14 protein-coding genes are annotated in these 14,912 nt (G+C 63.4%); 7 read left to right on the forward strand and 7 right to left on the reverse strand.

Translation table 11 applies throughout. The annotated features are described in order from the left end of the window. Window positions 1–73: 73 nt before the first annotated feature. From AC07SZ_RS35470 to AC07SZ_RS35490, 5 genes are all read right to left on the reverse strand, one after another. On the reverse strand, window positions 74–460 hold the full coding sequence (locus AC07SZ_RS35470; protein ID WP_056570337.1) for a hypothetical protein: 387 nt from the start codon (window positions 458–460) through the stop codon (window positions 74–76). Between the two features lie 83 nt (window positions 461–543). Further along, window positions 544–1,527 carry a 2-hydroxyacid dehydrogenase gene (locus AC07SZ_RS35475; RefSeq protein ID WP_494917879.1) on the reverse strand — a complete coding sequence of 328 codons (984 nt, stop codon included), beginning with the start codon at window positions 1,525–1,527 and terminating at the stop codon, window positions 544–546. Continuing rightward, on the reverse strand, window positions 1,524–2,546 hold the full coding sequence (locus AC07SZ_RS35480) for a LacI family DNA-binding transcriptional regulator (RefSeq protein WP_081294945.1): 1,023 nt from the start codon (window positions 2,544–2,546) through the stop codon (window positions 1,524–1,526). The genes AC07SZ_RS35475 and AC07SZ_RS35480 overlap by 4 nt, the downstream gene beginning before the upstream one ends. A gap of 78 nt (window positions 2,547–2,624) precedes the next feature. After that, window positions 2,625–3,566, reverse strand: a complete 942-nt coding sequence (locus tag AC07SZ_RS35485) for a DMT family transporter (RefSeq protein ID WP_494917880.1) — start codon at window positions 3,564–3,566, stop codon at window positions 2,625–2,627. Between the two features lie 141 nt (window positions 3,567–3,707). After that, window positions 3,708–4,115 carry a DUF2000 family protein gene (locus tag AC07SZ_RS35490; protein ID WP_494917882.1) on the reverse strand — a complete coding sequence of 136 codons (408 nt, stop codon included), beginning with the start codon at window positions 4,113–4,115 and terminating at the stop codon, window positions 3,708–3,710. 6 nt (window positions 4,116–4,121) lie between these two features. On the opposite strand from AC07SZ_RS35490, the gene AC07SZ_RS35495 reads away from it, so the two are divergent. After that, window positions 4,122–5,039 carry an AraC family transcriptional regulator gene (locus AC07SZ_RS35495; RefSeq protein WP_172371134.1) on the forward strand — a complete coding sequence of 306 codons (918 nt, stop codon included), beginning with the start codon at window positions 4,122–4,124 and terminating at the stop codon, window positions 5,037–5,039. Window positions 5,040–5,048: 9 nt separating this feature from the next. Here AC07SZ_RS35495 and AC07SZ_RS35500 read toward each other — a convergent pair whose 3' ends face one another. After that, window positions 5,049–5,519 (reverse strand): MarR family winged helix-turn-helix transcriptional regulator, encoded by a 471-nt coding sequence (locus AC07SZ_RS35500; protein ID WP_056569192.1) that lies wholly within the window; start codon window positions 5,517–5,519, stop codon window positions 5,049–5,051. A 432-nt stretch (window positions 5,520–5,951) separates the two neighbouring features. Between AC07SZ_RS35500 and AC07SZ_RS35505 the strand changes: the two genes are divergently transcribed. Both AC07SZ_RS35505 and AC07SZ_RS35510 read left to right on the forward strand, forming a co-directional pair. Next, window positions 5,952–7,007: a CobW family GTP-binding protein gene (locus AC07SZ_RS35505; RefSeq protein WP_056569189.1), complete on the forward strand. Its 1,056-nt coding sequence runs from the start codon at window positions 5,952–5,954 to the stop codon at window positions 7,005–7,007. 381 nt (window positions 7,008–7,388) lie between these two features. After that, window positions 7,389–8,363 (forward strand): WD40 repeat domain-containing protein, encoded by a 975-nt coding sequence (locus AC07SZ_RS35510; RefSeq protein WP_056569186.1) that lies wholly within the window; start codon window positions 7,389–7,391, stop codon window positions 8,361–8,363. A 13-nt stretch (window positions 8,364–8,376) separates the two neighbouring features. Here AC07SZ_RS35510 and AC07SZ_RS35515 read toward each other — a convergent pair whose 3' ends face one another. After that, window positions 8,377–8,829 carry a hypothetical protein gene (locus tag AC07SZ_RS35515; protein ID WP_056569182.1) on the reverse strand — a complete coding sequence of 151 codons (453 nt, stop codon included), beginning with the start codon at window positions 8,827–8,829 and terminating at the stop codon, window positions 8,377–8,379. Between the two features lie 156 nt (window positions 8,830–8,985). On the opposite strand from AC07SZ_RS35515, the gene AC07SZ_RS35520 reads away from it, so the two are divergent. From AC07SZ_RS35520 to AC07SZ_RS35535, 4 genes are all read left to right on the forward strand, one after another. Then, on the forward strand, window positions 8,986–10,368 hold the full coding sequence (locus AC07SZ_RS35520) for an aspartate aminotransferase family protein (protein WP_056569179.1): 1,383 nt from the start codon (window positions 8,986–8,988) through the stop codon (window positions 10,366–10,368). Between the two features lie 11 nt (window positions 10,369–10,379). After that, entirely contained in the window at window positions 10,380–11,780 is a 1,401-nt protein-coding gene (locus AC07SZ_RS35525; protein ID WP_494917881.1) for a glutamine synthetase family protein, read from the forward strand. An 86-nt stretch (window positions 11,781–11,866) separates the two neighbouring features. Beyond that, window positions 11,867–13,102: a putative DNA modification/repair radical SAM protein gene (locus tag AC07SZ_RS35530; RefSeq protein WP_056569176.1), complete on the forward strand. Its 1,236-nt coding sequence runs from the start codon at window positions 11,867–11,869 to the stop codon at window positions 13,100–13,102. A 2-nt stretch (window positions 13,103–13,104) separates the two neighbouring features. Next, window positions 13,105–14,574, forward strand: coding sequence for a UdgX family uracil-DNA binding protein (locus AC07SZ_RS35535; RefSeq protein ID WP_494917884.1), 1,470 nt, complete (start codon window positions 13,105–13,107; stop codon window positions 14,572–14,574). Window positions 14,575–14,912: the final 338 nt, after the last annotated feature.

A 14,912-nucleotide genomic window follows, 5' to 3' on the forward strand; every position in this document is an offset into this window, starting at 1 on the left:
TATCCAGCCAGCATCTTGAATCACAAACATCCGACTTTGGGAATCCTACGATTCCCCCAAATTAGGAAACGCTCTAGTGACCGTCGACCGCCAATGACAGCAGCGGCAGCGTGGGCGCGTAGGATTCGTAGCCGTCCCCATCGGCAACGCTGAAAGCGACAATCGGATCGATGCCGTTGGCGCTGAAGGCGACCGTGCCGTCGTTCTGGTCGCGCCAGAATTTCGCCCGCTCGATGCCCGGCAAGAGCCGGCGGCAATTTGGAGCCACCGTCAACAACGACAGCCCATCCGAAATCGCGGCTCCGCGCGTCACCGCGCAGGCCCCCTCGTCGCCATTGGCGACCAGTTTGTAGGTGTTGGATGGCACGGCTTCTTCGGCAACGCTTTCACCGCCGCCTTGAAACATCTGAACGCCGCCAAACAGCGCGGCGGCAGCGATCAAGACGGAAAGCGCTTTCATCATCATTCATCCATTCTTGCGTACGGGATGAACAATGAATTCAAAGGGTTAAGCTGTCGTTAATAAGTGTGGCAAACTGCCACTCAGCCGCGATCCTTGACATGCGCCGTCTCCGGCACCGGTGTCAGCGCCCGGCGTTCGGTGAACCAGGAAACCAGATTGTCGACGCACAGATCGGCCATGGCGCGGCGCGTGTGCTCCGAGGCGGAGCCTACATGCGGCAAAAGAGAGGTGTTGGGGGCGTCGAGCAGCACCTGGGGCACGTTCGGTTCGTCGGCGAAGACATCGAGCCCGGCTGCAGCGATGGTGCCGTCGGCAAGGGCTGCCGCCAGTGCTGCCTCATCGACCGTGCTGCCGCGGCCGATGTTGACGAAGACGCCGTTGGCGCCAAGCGCCGACAGGATCTCGGCATTGACCGCCTTCTGCGTCGAAGCACCGCCGGGCGCCACCGAAATCAGCGTGTCGACCGCTTCGGCAAGGCCTTTCAGAGTCGGGTGGTATTGGTAGGAAAGGCCTTCGACACGGCGCCGGTTGTGGTAGGCGACCGGCAGTCCGAACGCCTCCAGCCGCCGGGCTATGGCCCGTCCGATGCGGCCCATGCCGAAAATGCCGACGCGGCGCGCGCGCAAGGTCAGCCGGCTCAGCGGATAGTTGCCCTTGCGAACCCAACTGCCATCACGCAGCCAGTTTTCCGCGCGCGGCAGGTCACGGATCGTGTTGATCAGCAGCCCGATCGCGGTGTCGGCCACCTCCTCGGTCAGGACGTCGGGCGTGTTGGTGACCATGATGTTCTTGGCCGCCGCATGGCCGACATCGACCGAGTCATAGCCGACGCCGAAGGAAGCGATGAGCTCGAGATTGGGCAGCGCGTCCATCATCGCCGCGCCGATGCCGGCAAAGGAGGCAATGCCACGCACCGTTCGGCGCATCTCCTCGGTGACCAGCGCCGGATCGGCGCGCTCGATCCTCACCTGTTTGAAGGTACGGTCGATACGTCGGACGGCATGGTCGCTGAAGTCCGCCGGTACCAGAATGGCAACGGCCTGCAGTTGGTCGACCCTGGTCATGTCCGCTCCACCGGCCTGCCGGTCGACTGGCGTACATGCAACTCCGGCTTGATCAATTCCTGCGAGGGCCGCACCGTCTGTCCGTTGAGCTTGTCGAGCAGCGCGCTGGCGGCGCGGCGGCCGACCTCGCGCTGGCCGTTCCAGACGGTGGTCAGCGCCGGCGTGGCGATCGCAGCCTCCTCCAGATCGTCATAGCCGGTGACGGAGATGTCGATGCCCGGCACCAGACCGGCACGGGCGATGCCGTTCATCAGGCCGATGGCGACGAGGTCGTTCCAGCAACAGGCGGCGGTCGGCCTGTCCTTCAGCGCCAGGAACTGTCCGGCCGCCTCGAAGCCGGCCTGCTTGGTGCGCGGGCCGGCGATGCGCCAGGACGGTCTGACCTCGAGCCCGGCCGCCTCCATGGCATTGACATAGCCCTGGTAGCGGTCGCGGCCGGTCGAGGTCTGGTCGGTGCCGCCGATCATGGCGATGCGCTTGTGGCCGAGCGAGATCAGATGGTTGGTGGCAAGCCCTGTGCCATAGGCGTCGTCGCCGCGAAAGACCGGCACGTCGGCGCCCTCGACGGTGCGCGCGATCAGCACCGCCGGCAGGCCGTTCTCCTCGGCCATCAGGATGTCGGAAGCAGGCGTGCCGATGGCCGGCGACATGATGACGCCGTCGGCGCCAAGCTGCAGCAGCGTATCGATGAAGGTGCGCTGCTTCTCGAGCTGGTCGTAGTGATTGGACAGGATGAAGGTCTGCCGGCTGCGGTCGAGTTCGCTTTCGATCGAGCGCAGTATCTCGGCGAAGAACGGGTTCATGATGTCGTGCACGACGACACCGACAATGCCCGAGCGCGAGGTGCGCAGGCTGGCGGCGCGGCGATTGTAGATATAGCCGATGGCGCGCGCATGTTCCTTGATGCGGTCGCGCGTGGAGCCGGCAACCAGCGGGCTGTCGCGCAGCGCCAGGGACACGGTGGCCGTGGACACGCCGAGTGCATCGGCGATCGTCGAAAGCTTGATTTTTTGTGCCAGCGCCTTGCGCTCCCCGAACGACCCGAATTGCGACCTAAACTGTTTAAAGGCGGCGTTATGCCACCGATCGGGAGCAAATCAAAGTTTTTTTGCCAGCGCTTCCGCCTCGACATCGGAGGCGGCGCGGCTCTGCAGCCGGAGCCGGTGCTCGCGATGGACGATGTAGAGGCCGCTGGCAACGATGATGGCCGCGCCGACCAGCGTCCAGCGGTCGGGAAACTGCTTGAAGACGATCCAGCCGGAAATGATCATCCACACCATCTGCGAGTAGGGATAGGGGGCGAGCGCCGTGGTCGTCGCCAGCCGGTAGGCCTGCACCAGCAGCCAGTGCCCGACACCGCCGAACACGCCAAGCATGAGCAGGACGAACCAGTGCCAGCCATCATGCGGCAGCGAGAATGAGAACGGCAGCATGGGCAAAAGCAGCACCGCCGGCGCCAGCGCCGAGAACAGGATCAGGCTTTCCGACGTCTCGGTCGCCGACATGCGGCGCGTCATGATGACATAGAAGCTGTTCGACAGCATCGAGCCGAGCGCGAAGAGATGCCCGATACCGAAGACGCCGACACCCGGCCTTGTGATGATCAGAACTCCAGCGAAGGCGGCGAGGATGGCCAGCCAGCGCCGCCAGCCGGCCCATTCGCCAAGCAGCGGGCCGGCAAGTGCGGTGATCACCATCGGCCCGAAGAAATAGATCGACGTCGTCTCGGCCAGTTGCAGGGAGCGGAGCGCCAGGATGTTGCACATGGTCGAGCCGAACAGGAACACGCCGCGCAGCACATGCGCCGGCAGGTTGACGGGACGAAACCGCATGGGTTGCCGCCAGCCGCGCAGCAGTGCGCCGACCAGCACGACATGCACGGCAAAGCGCACCCAGGCGACGATCAGCGCGGAAACGCCGGCCAGGACGAGATATTTGCTTGAGGTGTCGAGGAAGGTGAAGAAGACATAGGTCGCAAGCATGCACAGGATCGCCACCGGCGGCGTCGCGCTTTCGACATATCTCTGGGAAGCACTCACTTGCAGGCCGGGGAAAAGCTGGGCTGGAACCCACCTTTGCGGGAATTGTGGCTTGCCGGCAAGCCAATTGTCGCCCGCCGCCGCGCCAAAACCGGCTGGCACAACAACAGAAGCCGGCAGGCTCAGTTCAGCCTTCCCCTGCTATGCGTGCATGCGGGCGCCCTTGGTGATCTTGTCGACGAGCTTCTTGTCGGCGCGCAGCGCGACGCCGACCACCTTGGCGTCCTCGGGCGCGAACTCGGCGAAGACGGCGCGGTTGGCGGCATCGAATCCGGTCGAAAACATCTCCTCGACATAGAGTGAAGTCGTCACGCCGCGTTCCAGCGCGCGCCGCTGGATCGCGCTTATCGTCGCCTGGTCGGCCGACAGCACGATGACCGGCTGTATCGACAGGGGGTTGTAGAGATTGCCGGCGCGGTCGCGATAGGGCTCGCCGATGATGTCGGGAAACTGCGCGACGATGCCGCTGGTCAGGAAGGCGGTGACGTTGAGTTTCTGCCAGACGGGCAGGTCTTCCCGCAGGACGATTGCAAATTTCGTATCGAACATGAGAAAATGGACCATTCGAGGTTGAGCCCCCACCGCGAGGCTGAAGGAGACGATGCGTTGGAACTAGACCGCCAAGCCTTCGAGGGTCTTGGACGTTTGTGCGCCGATGCGGCTGAGAACTGCATCATTTCCGCTTCCGACCCCGCGGGGATGGAGCGGATCGAGGCGCGGTTCCACGGCAGTGCCTTCGACCTGCATCGCCATGACACCTACGCGATCGGGGTGACGCTGCAGGGTGTGCAGACCTTTCGCTATCGCGGCGCGGCGCGGCAAAGCCTGCCCGGCCAGATCATCGTGCTGCATCCCGACGAAATGCATGATGGCGGCGCCGGCACCGAGGACGGGCTGCGCTACAGGATGCTCTATCTCGAGCCGTCGCTGATGCTGGATTGCCTTGGCGGCGCGTCCCTGCCCTTCCTCGGGGAGGCCGTCGTGAGCGACGACGCCTTCTGCGCAACGTTGCTCTCGGCACTGGGGCCGCTGCAACAGGAACTCGACGAGCTGTTTGTCGACGACTTCCTGACGCAATTGATGCAGAGCCTGGCGCGGCATGCCGGCCAGCCGGCGAAGCCGATGGCCAGGACGGCCTGGCGGGCCGCCGCACTGGCGCGGGACTATCTCACGGAGAACGTCACGCGCCCCGTGCGTTCCGGCGAACTGGAAGCCATCACCGGGCTGGACCGCTATGCCCTGTCGCGGCATTTCCGCGCCGCTTTCTCGACCAGCCCGCATCGTTTCCTGGTGATGCGCCGGCTTCAGCGCGCGCGGCGGATGATCATTGCCGGCGAACCCTTGGCGCAGATTGCCGTCGAGGCCGGCTTCACCGACCAGAGCCACTTCAACAGGCAATTCAAGAAGGCGTTCGGCATGACGCCGGGACGCTGGTCCTCGCTGATCCGGGACTCTGCCCCGGCGGCGGCCTGACCGTTTCGATCAGTCGTCCGACTCGGCGTCGTCGTCGATCAGCACCAATTCCTCATTGGAGAGGTTGGCCTCGATGCGGGCAAGCAGCTTGAACAGGGCCTTCTGATCCTTCTTGTCGAGGCCCTTCAGCGCCTGTTTTTCAGTCTTCTTCACCGACTTCTCGATGGCGCGGATGGTTTCTCGGCCGGTGTCGGTGAGAAAGATGTGCGCCTGGCGGGCATCGGCTTCCGACGCGCGTTTTTCCAGAAAACCCTGCGCCTGCAGCCGGTTGATGGTCTTGGTGATGGTCGGCGGGCGCACGCCAAGGCGACCGGCAAGATTACCCGGCGTCTGGCCATCCTCGCGGTCGAGCGCCAGCATGATCTGGTCCTGGCCGGCATAGAAGCCGTGCGCCAGAAGCCGGGCAGCCAACGCGGTTCTTGCCAGCCTCGCCGCCGAATGCAGCCGGCTCATTGTTGCAGTCTTGTCCGCCTTGGCCATGGTCATCCCTCTTCGGCCGTACCGGTGCGTGGAGCATAGACGCAGCCGGCCGGTTGGCAATCGACGATCAAAAAGATTCCGGCGCTCCAAACAGCTTTGCCGGCAAGCATTGCGGTGTCCGCCGTGGTGATGCCAGATGTTTATTTCAGTTAGATGACAAACGAGTTTCCGAAATACCGGATTCACAGCGGCCGCGTCCCAGGCACGACGTTACATTGACAGCACCTGCCAAGACGCCTCCTTTGTCGTTCCTGGCTTTCAGCATCGCCGAGCGCGGAGCTTTCCCCCAACAATAACCACATGGATACTCCCGGCCGGCCGCTTTGGCCCATTGGTTTGCCCCGTGCAAAAGCCCGGAACACACCCTATATGGGACCGACAATCCCTTTTCACGGCCTGGATTTTCAAGGCCCGGTCACTTCGAGGCAAGTCATGAGCGACGCACAGACACAGATCCCCGTAACCGTTCTCACCGGCTATCTCGGTGCCGGCAAGACGACGCTGCTCAACCGCATCCTGTCGGAGAACCATGGCAGGCGCTACGCCGTCATCGTCAATGAATTCGGCGAAATCGGCATCGACAACGACCTGATCGTGGAATCCGACGAGGAAATCTACGAGATGAACAATGGCTGTGTCTGCTGCACGGTGCGTGGCGACCTGATCCGCGTCGTTGAAGGCCTGATGCGCCGCCCCGGCCGCTTCGACGCCATCGTGGTCGAGACCACGGGTCTCGCCGATCCGGTGCCGGTGGCACAGACCTTCTTCATGGACGACGACGTGCGCTCCAAGACCAAGCTCGACGCCGTGGTGGCCCTGGTCGACGCCAAGCATCTGCCGCTCAGGCTCAAGGATTCCAAGGAGGCCGAGGACCAGATCGCCTTTGCTGACGTCGTCGTGCTCAACAAGACCGACCTTGTCACCCCGGAAGAACTCGCCAAGGTCGAGGCGACGATCCGCGCCATCAACCCGGCGGCCAGGATCCACCGCACAACGCGCGCCGGCGTCGCCCTGTCGGAAGTGCTCGACCGCGGCGCCTTCGACCTGTCCCGGGCGCTGGAAAACGATCCGCATTTCCTCGAGGCGCATGACGACCACCATCATGACCACGACCATGACCACGATCATCATGACCATGACGGGCACGACCATCATCACCATGACCACGCGCACCCTTCCGACATCCATGACGTGACGGTGCAGTCGGTGTCGTTGCGCGGCGGCGAGATGGACCCGAAGAAATTCTTCCCATGGATCGAGAAGATCACCCAGATGGAAGGTCCGAACATCCTGCGGCTGAAAGGCATCATCGCGCTCAAGGGCGATGACGAGCGCTATGTCATCCAGGGCGTGCACATGATCATCGAAGGCGACCACCAGCGCGCCTGGAAGGATGGCGAGAAGCATGAGAGCCGGCTGGTCTTCATCGGCCGCGAACTGGACGCCGAGCGGCTGAAGAAGAGCTTTGATGCCTGCCAGGCGGCTTGAGCATTGGCCAAGGGCAGGGATGTCGAAACTCATTGACACGAGGACAGGGCATTAGCGAAGCTGCTTAGGGCGATCAAAGCGTTGCCGAATAACCGGTAGCAACAGTTCGACGCCAATGCTGGTATCCTCCAACGGCCGGCGCCGCCCCTCATCCGCCTGCCGGCACCTATTCTCCAGCGTTGGGGATTGGCGAAACCACCCGCGACAGCGTCTTTCTCCCCGTCACTATACGGGGAGAAATGTCCGGCAGGACAATGAGGGGCAGCGCCATCATTGGCGATTGGAGAGAGCCTATTGTTCCGACTTCGCGACCTCATGGTTGCCGGACGTGCAAACGTCGAGTAAGCCGCCCTCTGCACTTTCATTGAAACAAAGATAGTCATGCCCACAGTCGCCCCCCTCGATCTCGAAGGCCATTGCCTCGCCGCCGTCTTCCTTGGCGACGTGCCGCATTTCGCGCTCGCCGATGGCGCCATCCATCGGCTCGACAACGGCCACAAGACGACGCAGGCCAATGACGGGTTGCTCGCCACCTTCCACGATGCGGCGAACGATCGGCTGATCACCGGCGGCGAGGACGGCAAGGTGTTTTCCGTTGCCGCGGGCGGCAATGTCGGGGAATTGGCCAGCGCCGGAAAAAAGTGGATCACCAGCGTCGCCGCCGGGCCGCAGGGCGCCATCGCCTATGCCACGGGCAAGACCGCCTTCGTGCGCTTCGCCGATGGCAAGACCAGGGAATTCGCCCATCCGCGTTCGGTCGAGGGTCTGGCGTTTTCGCCCAAGGGCATGCGCTTCGGTGTCGCCCGCTACAATGGCGCGACGCTGCATTTTCCGGCCGCCGAGGGCAAGCCGGTTGAGCTCGAATGGGCCGGCGCCCACACCGGCATCACCTTCTCGCCCGATGGCGCCTTCCTCGTCACAACGATGCAGGAGAATGCCCTGCATGGCTGGAAGCTGGCCGACGGCAAGCACATGCGCATGACCGGCTATCCCGGCAAGGTCAAAAGCCTGTCATGGAGCATCAAAGGCAAATGGCTTGCGAGTTCCGGAGCACCGGCGGCGATCGTCTGGCCGTTTTCCGGCAAGGACGGGCCGATGGGCAAGGCGCCGCTGGAACTCGGCACACGCGGCAATACGATGGTGACCTGCGTCGCCTGCCATCCGACCCAGGATGTCGTGGCGATCGGTTATGACGACGGCATGGTGATCGCCGCCCGTTTCGCCGATGCCAAGGAAGTTTTGTTGCGCCGGCAAGGCAAGGGCGCCATCACCTCGATGATGTGGGACAGGGAAGAACGGCGCATCGCCTTCGGCAGTGCCGCTGGCGACTGCGGCGTCATCGACATCACGGCATAGTTCACATCGGCGGTCACTCGGCGCCGCAGGAAACCTTGCCGGTCAACTCCGTGGTCTTGCCATCCTTGTCCTTGTCGGCGGTGCTGTCATAGACGGCAAGCGTGTACTGCCCGTCATAGATGCCTTCGTCGCTGGCCTTGGTCAGGATCGTTAGTTCGACTGAATCGAAGGTGTCCGCCACCTCGTGCTCGTGGTAGATGTTCAGACGCAGTTCCTTGTCGTCCAGCCAGTACTGGGTCAGGTTGGAATCCTCGAACGCCGTCTTGCGCAGATGATCGCCAAGCGGCCTCGCCTTGATTTCGAGATCGCCGCGAAAATTGAAGGTTGGGCCGCCCATGCCCCTGGTGACGCCGGCGCCGACGTCGATTGTCACCGCCGGATCGTCGACGTTGCACCAGATGCCGCCCGAGGCGAGGGACGGGACGGCCGACGCCAGAAGCATTGCCACACAGATGATCGTCCGCATCCTTGGCCCCCATGCCAATTCCCGCTCATATTGGCGCTGACTTCGACAGCACGGTCAAGCAGCACTGCCAGACGCTGAGCCAATGCAGAACAGACACGCGGCCAATTGCGGTTGCGGATGAGGATTGGCTAAGAGGGACCAGCCAGAGGGGTTTCCATGCACAGCAGCGACAGTTCAACGACGTCCATCGGTGGCATCAGCCGGGATCGCATCGCGCAATTGCGCGAAACCGAGGGCGCGGCCTTCCGCGCGGCGCGGCCGAAATCGCAAGCCAAGGTCGGCAACGGCCTGCCGGGTTTCTTCGGCGGCGTGCCGATGCATTGGATGAACGACTGGCCGACGCCGTTTCCGATCCTGGTCGACAGTGCCAGGGGTGCCACCATCACCGACATAGACGGCAACAGGCTGGACGATTTCTGCCTTGGCGATACCGGTTCGATGTTCGGCCATTCGCCGCCGCCGGTGGCGCGCGCCATCCGCCGCCAGGCCGGACGCGGCCTGACCTACATGCTGCCTTCGGAAGACGCGCTTGCCATAGGGCCGTTGCTGCAACAGCGCTTCGGCCTGCCGTTCTGGCAGATCGCGACCACCGCGACCGACGCCAACCGCTTCGCGCTGCGCGTTGCCCGCGCTGTGACTGGCCGGGAAAAAATCCTGGTCTTCAACGGCTGCTACCACGGCTCGGTCGACGAGACGATGGTGCGGCTGATCGACGGCAAGCCCGTCAACCGGCCTGGCCTCGCGGGCGAGTTCCGCGACCTGACCCGCACGGCCAAGGTCATCGAGTTCAATGATGTCGCCGCGCTGGAGACAGCGCTCAAGGACCGGGACGTCGCCTGCGTCATCGCCGAGCCGGTGCTGACCAATTCCTGCATGGTGCTGGCCGATCCCGGCTTCCATGACGCGCTGCGCAGGCTGACGCGCGAAACCGGCACGCTGCTGTTGATCGACGAGACGCACACCATCTCGACCGGTCCCGGCGGCTACACCAGGAAATACGGGCTCGACCCCGACTTTTTCGTGCTGGGCAAGCCCATCGCCGGCGGTGTGCCGGCAAGTGTGTGGGGCATGAGCGAGGAGGTCGCTTCCCGCTACGCCGACTACAACCGGACGAAAGAACCAGGCTATTCCGGCATGGGCACGACACTGTCGGCCAACCCGCTGCAATTCGCCACCATGCGCGCCACGCTCGAGGAGGTGATGACGCCGGAGAATTATGACCGCATGGATCATCTCGCCCGGCGCCTGGATGCCGGGCTGACCGGGGTGATCGACCGCTACCGCCTGCCCTGGCATGTGGCCCGTGTCGGCGCCCGCGTCGAGTTCATCTGCGCACCCGGCCCGTTGCGCAACGGCGCGGAGGCGGAAGGCGCGCACGCGCCGGAACTGGAAGCCGCCATCCATGTAGCGCTGGTCAATCGCGGCGTGCTGATCGCGCCCTTCCACAACATGATGCTGATCTCGCCGGCGACGTCAGGCGCCCAGGTGAACCGGCTGATCACCGCCTTCGGCACGGTTGCGGCAAAGCTTGCGGCATGAGACAAGCGGCCATGGACAATACCATCGTGACCTCGCCTTCGGGCTCCTCGCCCACCGAGGCGCAAGCCTTTCTCGACGCCCATCCCGAGATCGAAGCCTTCGATATCGTGCTGACCGACGCCAATGGCGTCGGCCGTGGCAAGATCGTGCGCCGGCATGAGCTCAAAAGCATTTTCGAGGGCGGCCGGCACATGCCGATCTCGATCCTCGGGCTCGACATCACCGGCGAGGATGTGCACGAAACCGGGCTGATCTGGACCACCGGCGACGGCGATCTCAGGGCCTGGCCGATCCCCGGCACGCTGGTTCCGCTTTATGGAACCAGCCCGCCGCGCGGCCAGGTGCTTATGGCGATGTACCACCTCGATGGCCAACCAATGTCTTCGGATCCGCGGCTGGCGCTGGCACGACAGGTCGATATCCTCGCGGCCAAGGGCCTTTATCCGGCCGGTGCCTTCGAACTCGAATTTTTTCTCCTGGCCAACGAGCGCGATGCCGACGGCAAGGTGCAGCCGGCGCGTGCCGTGCTCGACGGCCGCGTCTCCGGCAAGACGGAAGTCTATTCCGTCGACCATCTGCACGGCATGGAGCCGCTGTTCTCGGACATCTATGCCGCGGCCAAGGCGCAGGGCATTCCGGCCGAGACGGTTATTTCCGAATATGCGCCCGGCCAATACGAATTGACGCTGAACTACCGCAAGGACGTGATGCGGGCGGCCGACGATCTGGTCATGCTGAAGCGGCTGGTGCGGGCGCAGGCGCGCCGCCATGGCGTCACCGCCTGTTTCATGGCCAAGCCGATCGAGAAATATGCCGGCTCGGGCATGCATTTCCATGTCTCGCTGCAGGACAAGGCCGGCCGAAACGTGTTTGCCGAGGCCGGAGGCGAGAGCTGGTCGCTACCCCTCCTGCAGGGGCTCGGCGGCCTCATCCAGACGATGGCCGAATCGATGCTGGTGTTTGCGCCGCACGCCAATTCCTGGCGGCGCTTCGTTTCGCAGTCCTATGCGCCGGTGGCGCCGACCTGGGGCGTCAACAACCGCTCGGTGGCGCTGCGCGTGCCGGCTGGCGACGCCAGGAACCGGCGCATCGAGCACCGGCCGTCCGGCGTCGACGCAAATCCTTACCTGATCGCCGCGACCGTGCTCGCAGGCATCATCAAAGGTATCGACGAAGGACTCGATCCCGGTCCCGAAACGACTGGAAACGGCTATGAGGCGGCCGTCACCCGCACGACGATGCCGGCGGACTGGCGCGCGGCGATCGAAGCGGCCAAGGCCTCCAGCTTCCTGAAAGGCGCGCTCGGCGAGGACCTGCACCGCACCTTCGTTGCAATCAAGCAATCCGAATATCTGCGCGTGGCGCGCACGGTCAGCGAACTGGACTATCATCTCTACCTGCACGAGGTCTGATGGCTGAGGATCGAGCGGCGATCACTTTTTCGCCGCCTGCATCAAATGAGGTAGCCTATTGCCTTTAAAGAACATATCATGAACATATGAGCGCACTCCCTGTTCGTGAAAAACTTGCGATCCTGTCCGACGCCGCCAAATATGACGCTTCCTGCGCCTCTTCCGGCTCGGCGAAAAAGGATTCGCTGACGTCCGGCGGCATCGGCTCCACGGAGGGGATGGGTATCTGCCATTCCTACGCGCCGGACGGGCGCTGCATTTCACTCTTGAAAATCCTGCTCACCAATTTCTGCATCTACGATTGCAGCTATTGCATCAACCGTTCGTCCTCGAATGTACGGCGCGCCCGCTTCAGCATCGACGAAGTGGTGACGCTCACCATGGATTTCTACCGGCGCAACTATATCGAGGGCCTGTTCCTGTCGTCAGGCGTCATCCGCTCGCCCGATGAGACCATGGGCGAGATGGTGGAGGTGGCGCGGCGGCTGCGGCTGGAAGAGAAATTTTCAGGCTATATCCATCTGAAAACGATTCCGGAGAGCTCGGCGGAACTGGTCGAGAAGGCCGGCCTCTATGCCGACCGGCTGTCGATCAATGTGGAGCTGCCGACCGACGAGGGCGTGAAGAGGCTGGCACCGGAAAAGAAGCCGGAAACGATCCGCCTTTCCATGGCGAAGTTGCGCCAGAAGATGGAGGAGAAAGCCGAGCCGACACTTCGGACCAAAAAGCGCGAACGCTTTGCTCCCGGGGGCCAGTCGACGCAGATGATCGTCGGCGCCGACAAGACGTCCGACGACGGCATATTGCATACCAGCGCCCGGCTCTATGGCAGTTATCATCTGCGGCGCGTCTATTATTCGGCCTTCAGTCCGATCCCGGATTCATCGTCGTCCCTGCCCTTGCAGAAGCCCCCATTGATGCGTGAGCATCGGCTTTACCAGGCCGACTGGCTGATGCGGTTCTACGGCTTCTCACAACCGGAAATCCTGGCCGGCTCCAGTGACGGCATGCTCGATCTCACCATCGATCCAAAGCTCGCCTGGGCACTGCGCAACCGGGGGCGGTTCCCAGTCGACATCAACCGCGCCGACCGCGAAGCGCTGCTGCGGGTCCCCGGTCTCGGCACCAAGGTGGTGGCGAAAATCCTGGAAACCCGGCGCCACCGGCGCATGCGGCTCGAGGATGTCGGGCGGATTTGCCAGTCGATCGCCAAGCTCAGGCCGTTCATCATCGCCGAGGGCTGGTCACCCGGAGCGCTCACCGACAAGCTGGGCTTGCGCGGCAAGATCGTGCAACCTTGCGAACAACTGGCGCTGTTTTGACCATGCGGCCGGCCGAGTTCAACCTGGCCCGGTATAGTGTGCGGCTCGACAGCGAGACTGATTTTGCCGGCTGGCGCGACGCGACACGGCGGCTGGCGTTGAACGAGGTCCGGCCCGAAGACATCAGCTGGCATGTCGTATCCAACTCGGAACAGGGCCAGACAGACTTGCCGACCGTTCCTGCGGGTACCCAGCTGGTCGTGCCACGCGACTTCATCGCGCGTGCCGAAACCGCCTTCTGCCATTCCGATCCCGGCCGGTTCGCCCTTCTTTACCGGATGCTTTGGCGATTGCGCACGGAGCCGAAGCTGCTGTCGATCGCATCGGATCCCGATACCAGGCGGCTCGAAGCCATGGAAAAGGCTGTGCGGCGCGACAGCCACAAGATGCATGCCTTCGTCCGCTTCCGGAAGATCGGCGACGGCGACGAGGAGCGCTACGTCGCCTGGTTCGAGCCCGATCATTTCATCGTCGAGCGCAACGCGGATTTCTTCGTCAGGCGCTTCACCGGCATGCGCTGGACGATCCTGACGCCCCACGCCTCGGCAGACTGGGATGGCGAAAGGCTGGCGATCGGGCCGGGCGCCGCCAAGGCCGATGCCCCGGCTCAGGACGATACCGAGGCGCTGTGGCGCACCTATTTCGAGAACATCTTCAATCCGGCACGGCTGAAGGTGAAAGCCATGCAGAAGGAGATGCCGAAGAAATATTGGCGGAACCTTCCCGAGGCCTCGCTCATTCCAGACCTGATCGCAGGAGCGGACAAGGCCGCCAAGGAGATGATTGCCAGAATGCCGACGACGCCCGCGCCGCATCACGCCAAGGTGCAGGCAAAGCATTGGCCGAAGCGTGAACCAACGCAGACGCCGGAAGATGACGACGCCAGCAGCATTTCAGGGTTGCGCGAGGCCGCGAAAGGCTGCCGCCGCTGCCCGCTCTGGCGCGACGCCACGCAGACCGTGTTCGGCGAGGGGCCTGATAAGGCCAAGGTCATCTTCGTCGGCGAACAGCCCGGCGACCAGGAGGACCTCGCCGGCAAACCTTTCGTCGGGCCGGCCGGCAAGGTGTTCGATTCGATATTGGACGATGCGGGCGTCGATCGCCAGAAAGTCTACGTCACCAATGCGGTGAAACATTTCAAATTCGAGCCACGTGGCAAGCGCCGCATCCATTCCAAGCCGAATGCCGGCGAGGTGCAGGCTTGCCGCTGGTGGATCGACAGGGAATTCGCGCTGATCAAGCCGGAGCTTGCCGTGGCGCTCGGCGCAACGGCTGCACTGTCATTGCTCGGCAAGGCGATCCCGGTGACAAAAATGCGCGGCCAGGTCATCGAACGCGAGGACGGCTTGCGGGTCTTCATCACCATCCACCCGTCCTTCATCCTGCGCATCCATGAACCAGCGGAGAAGGAGGCGGAGAGGGACCGGTTTTTGGCCGATATGAGGCAGGTGAAGCGGCTGATGGCCGCCTGAACCGGTGTTTCGTGCGGAACTTGGCGCAGCAGGCAAGTCGGATAGTGCTTGCGCTGGAGCGTCACATATCGTTGGAGGTTAGCCGAAACGTCTCCCTCCATCGTCATCCTGGGGCGAAGCAAGGAGCGAAGCGACGCGGCGCAGACCCCGGGATCCATGCCGCGACTTCAAGGCGCCGCTGCGGTGCAGAATTCTGCTGCGTTGCACCCACGACCAAGGTCACGGAATGGATCCTAGGGTCTCCGCGACGTCGCTTCGCGACTGCTTCGCCCTAGGATTGTTTGAGAAGGATCGCGTAGTCTGGCGGCCGGGACTGCGGCCCATCACAGCCAGCAGTC

This window comes from Mesorhizobium sp. GW821-FHT07A06 (assembly GCF_059419085.1).

Bases quoted from the DNA above. Each gene is read 5' to 3' on its own strand.
- AC07SZ_RS35470 (WP_056570337.1), bottom strand. From the start codon at position 460: ATGAAAGCGCTTTCCGTCTTGATCGCTGCCGCCGCGCTGTTTGGCGGC.
- AC07SZ_RS35475 (WP_494917879.1), bottom strand. From the start codon at position 1,527: ATGACCAGGGTCGACCAACTGCAGGCCGTTGCCATTCTGGTACCGGCG.
- AC07SZ_RS35490 (WP_494917882.1), bottom strand. From the start codon at position 4,115: ATGTTCGATACGAAATTTGCAATCGTCCTGCGGGAAGACCTGCCCGTC.
- AC07SZ_RS35495 (WP_172371134.1), top strand. From the start codon at position 4,122: ATGGACCATTCGAGGTTGAGCCCCCACCGCGAGGCTGAAGGAGACGAT.
- AC07SZ_RS35500 (WP_056569192.1), bottom strand. From the start codon at position 5,519: ATGGCCAAGGCGGACAAGACTGCAACAATGAGCCGGCTGCATTCGGCG.
- AC07SZ_RS35505 (WP_056569189.1), top strand. From the start codon at position 5,952: ATGAGCGACGCACAGACACAGATCCCCGTAACCGTTCTCACCGGCTAT.
- AC07SZ_RS35510 (WP_056569186.1), top strand. From the start codon at position 7,389: ATGCCCACAGTCGCCCCCCTCGATCTCGAAGGCCATTGCCTCGCCGCC.
- AC07SZ_RS35515 (WP_056569182.1), bottom strand. From the start codon at position 8,829: ATGCGGACGATCATCTGTGTGGCAATGCTTCTGGCGTCGGCCGTCCCG.
- AC07SZ_RS35520 (WP_056569179.1), top strand. From the start codon at position 8,986: ATGCACAGCAGCGACAGTTCAACGACGTCCATCGGTGGCATCAGCCGG.
- AC07SZ_RS35525 (WP_494917881.1), top strand. From the start codon at position 10,380: ATGGACAATACCATCGTGACCTCGCCTTCGGGCTCCTCGCCCACCGAG.
- AC07SZ_RS35530 (WP_056569176.1), top strand. From the start codon at position 11,867: ATGAGCGCACTCCCTGTTCGTGAAAAACTTGCGATCCTGTCCGACGCC.
- AC07SZ_RS35535 (WP_494917884.1), top strand. From the start codon at position 13,105: ATGCGGCCGGCCGAGTTCAACCTGGCCCGGTATAGTGTGCGGCTCGAC.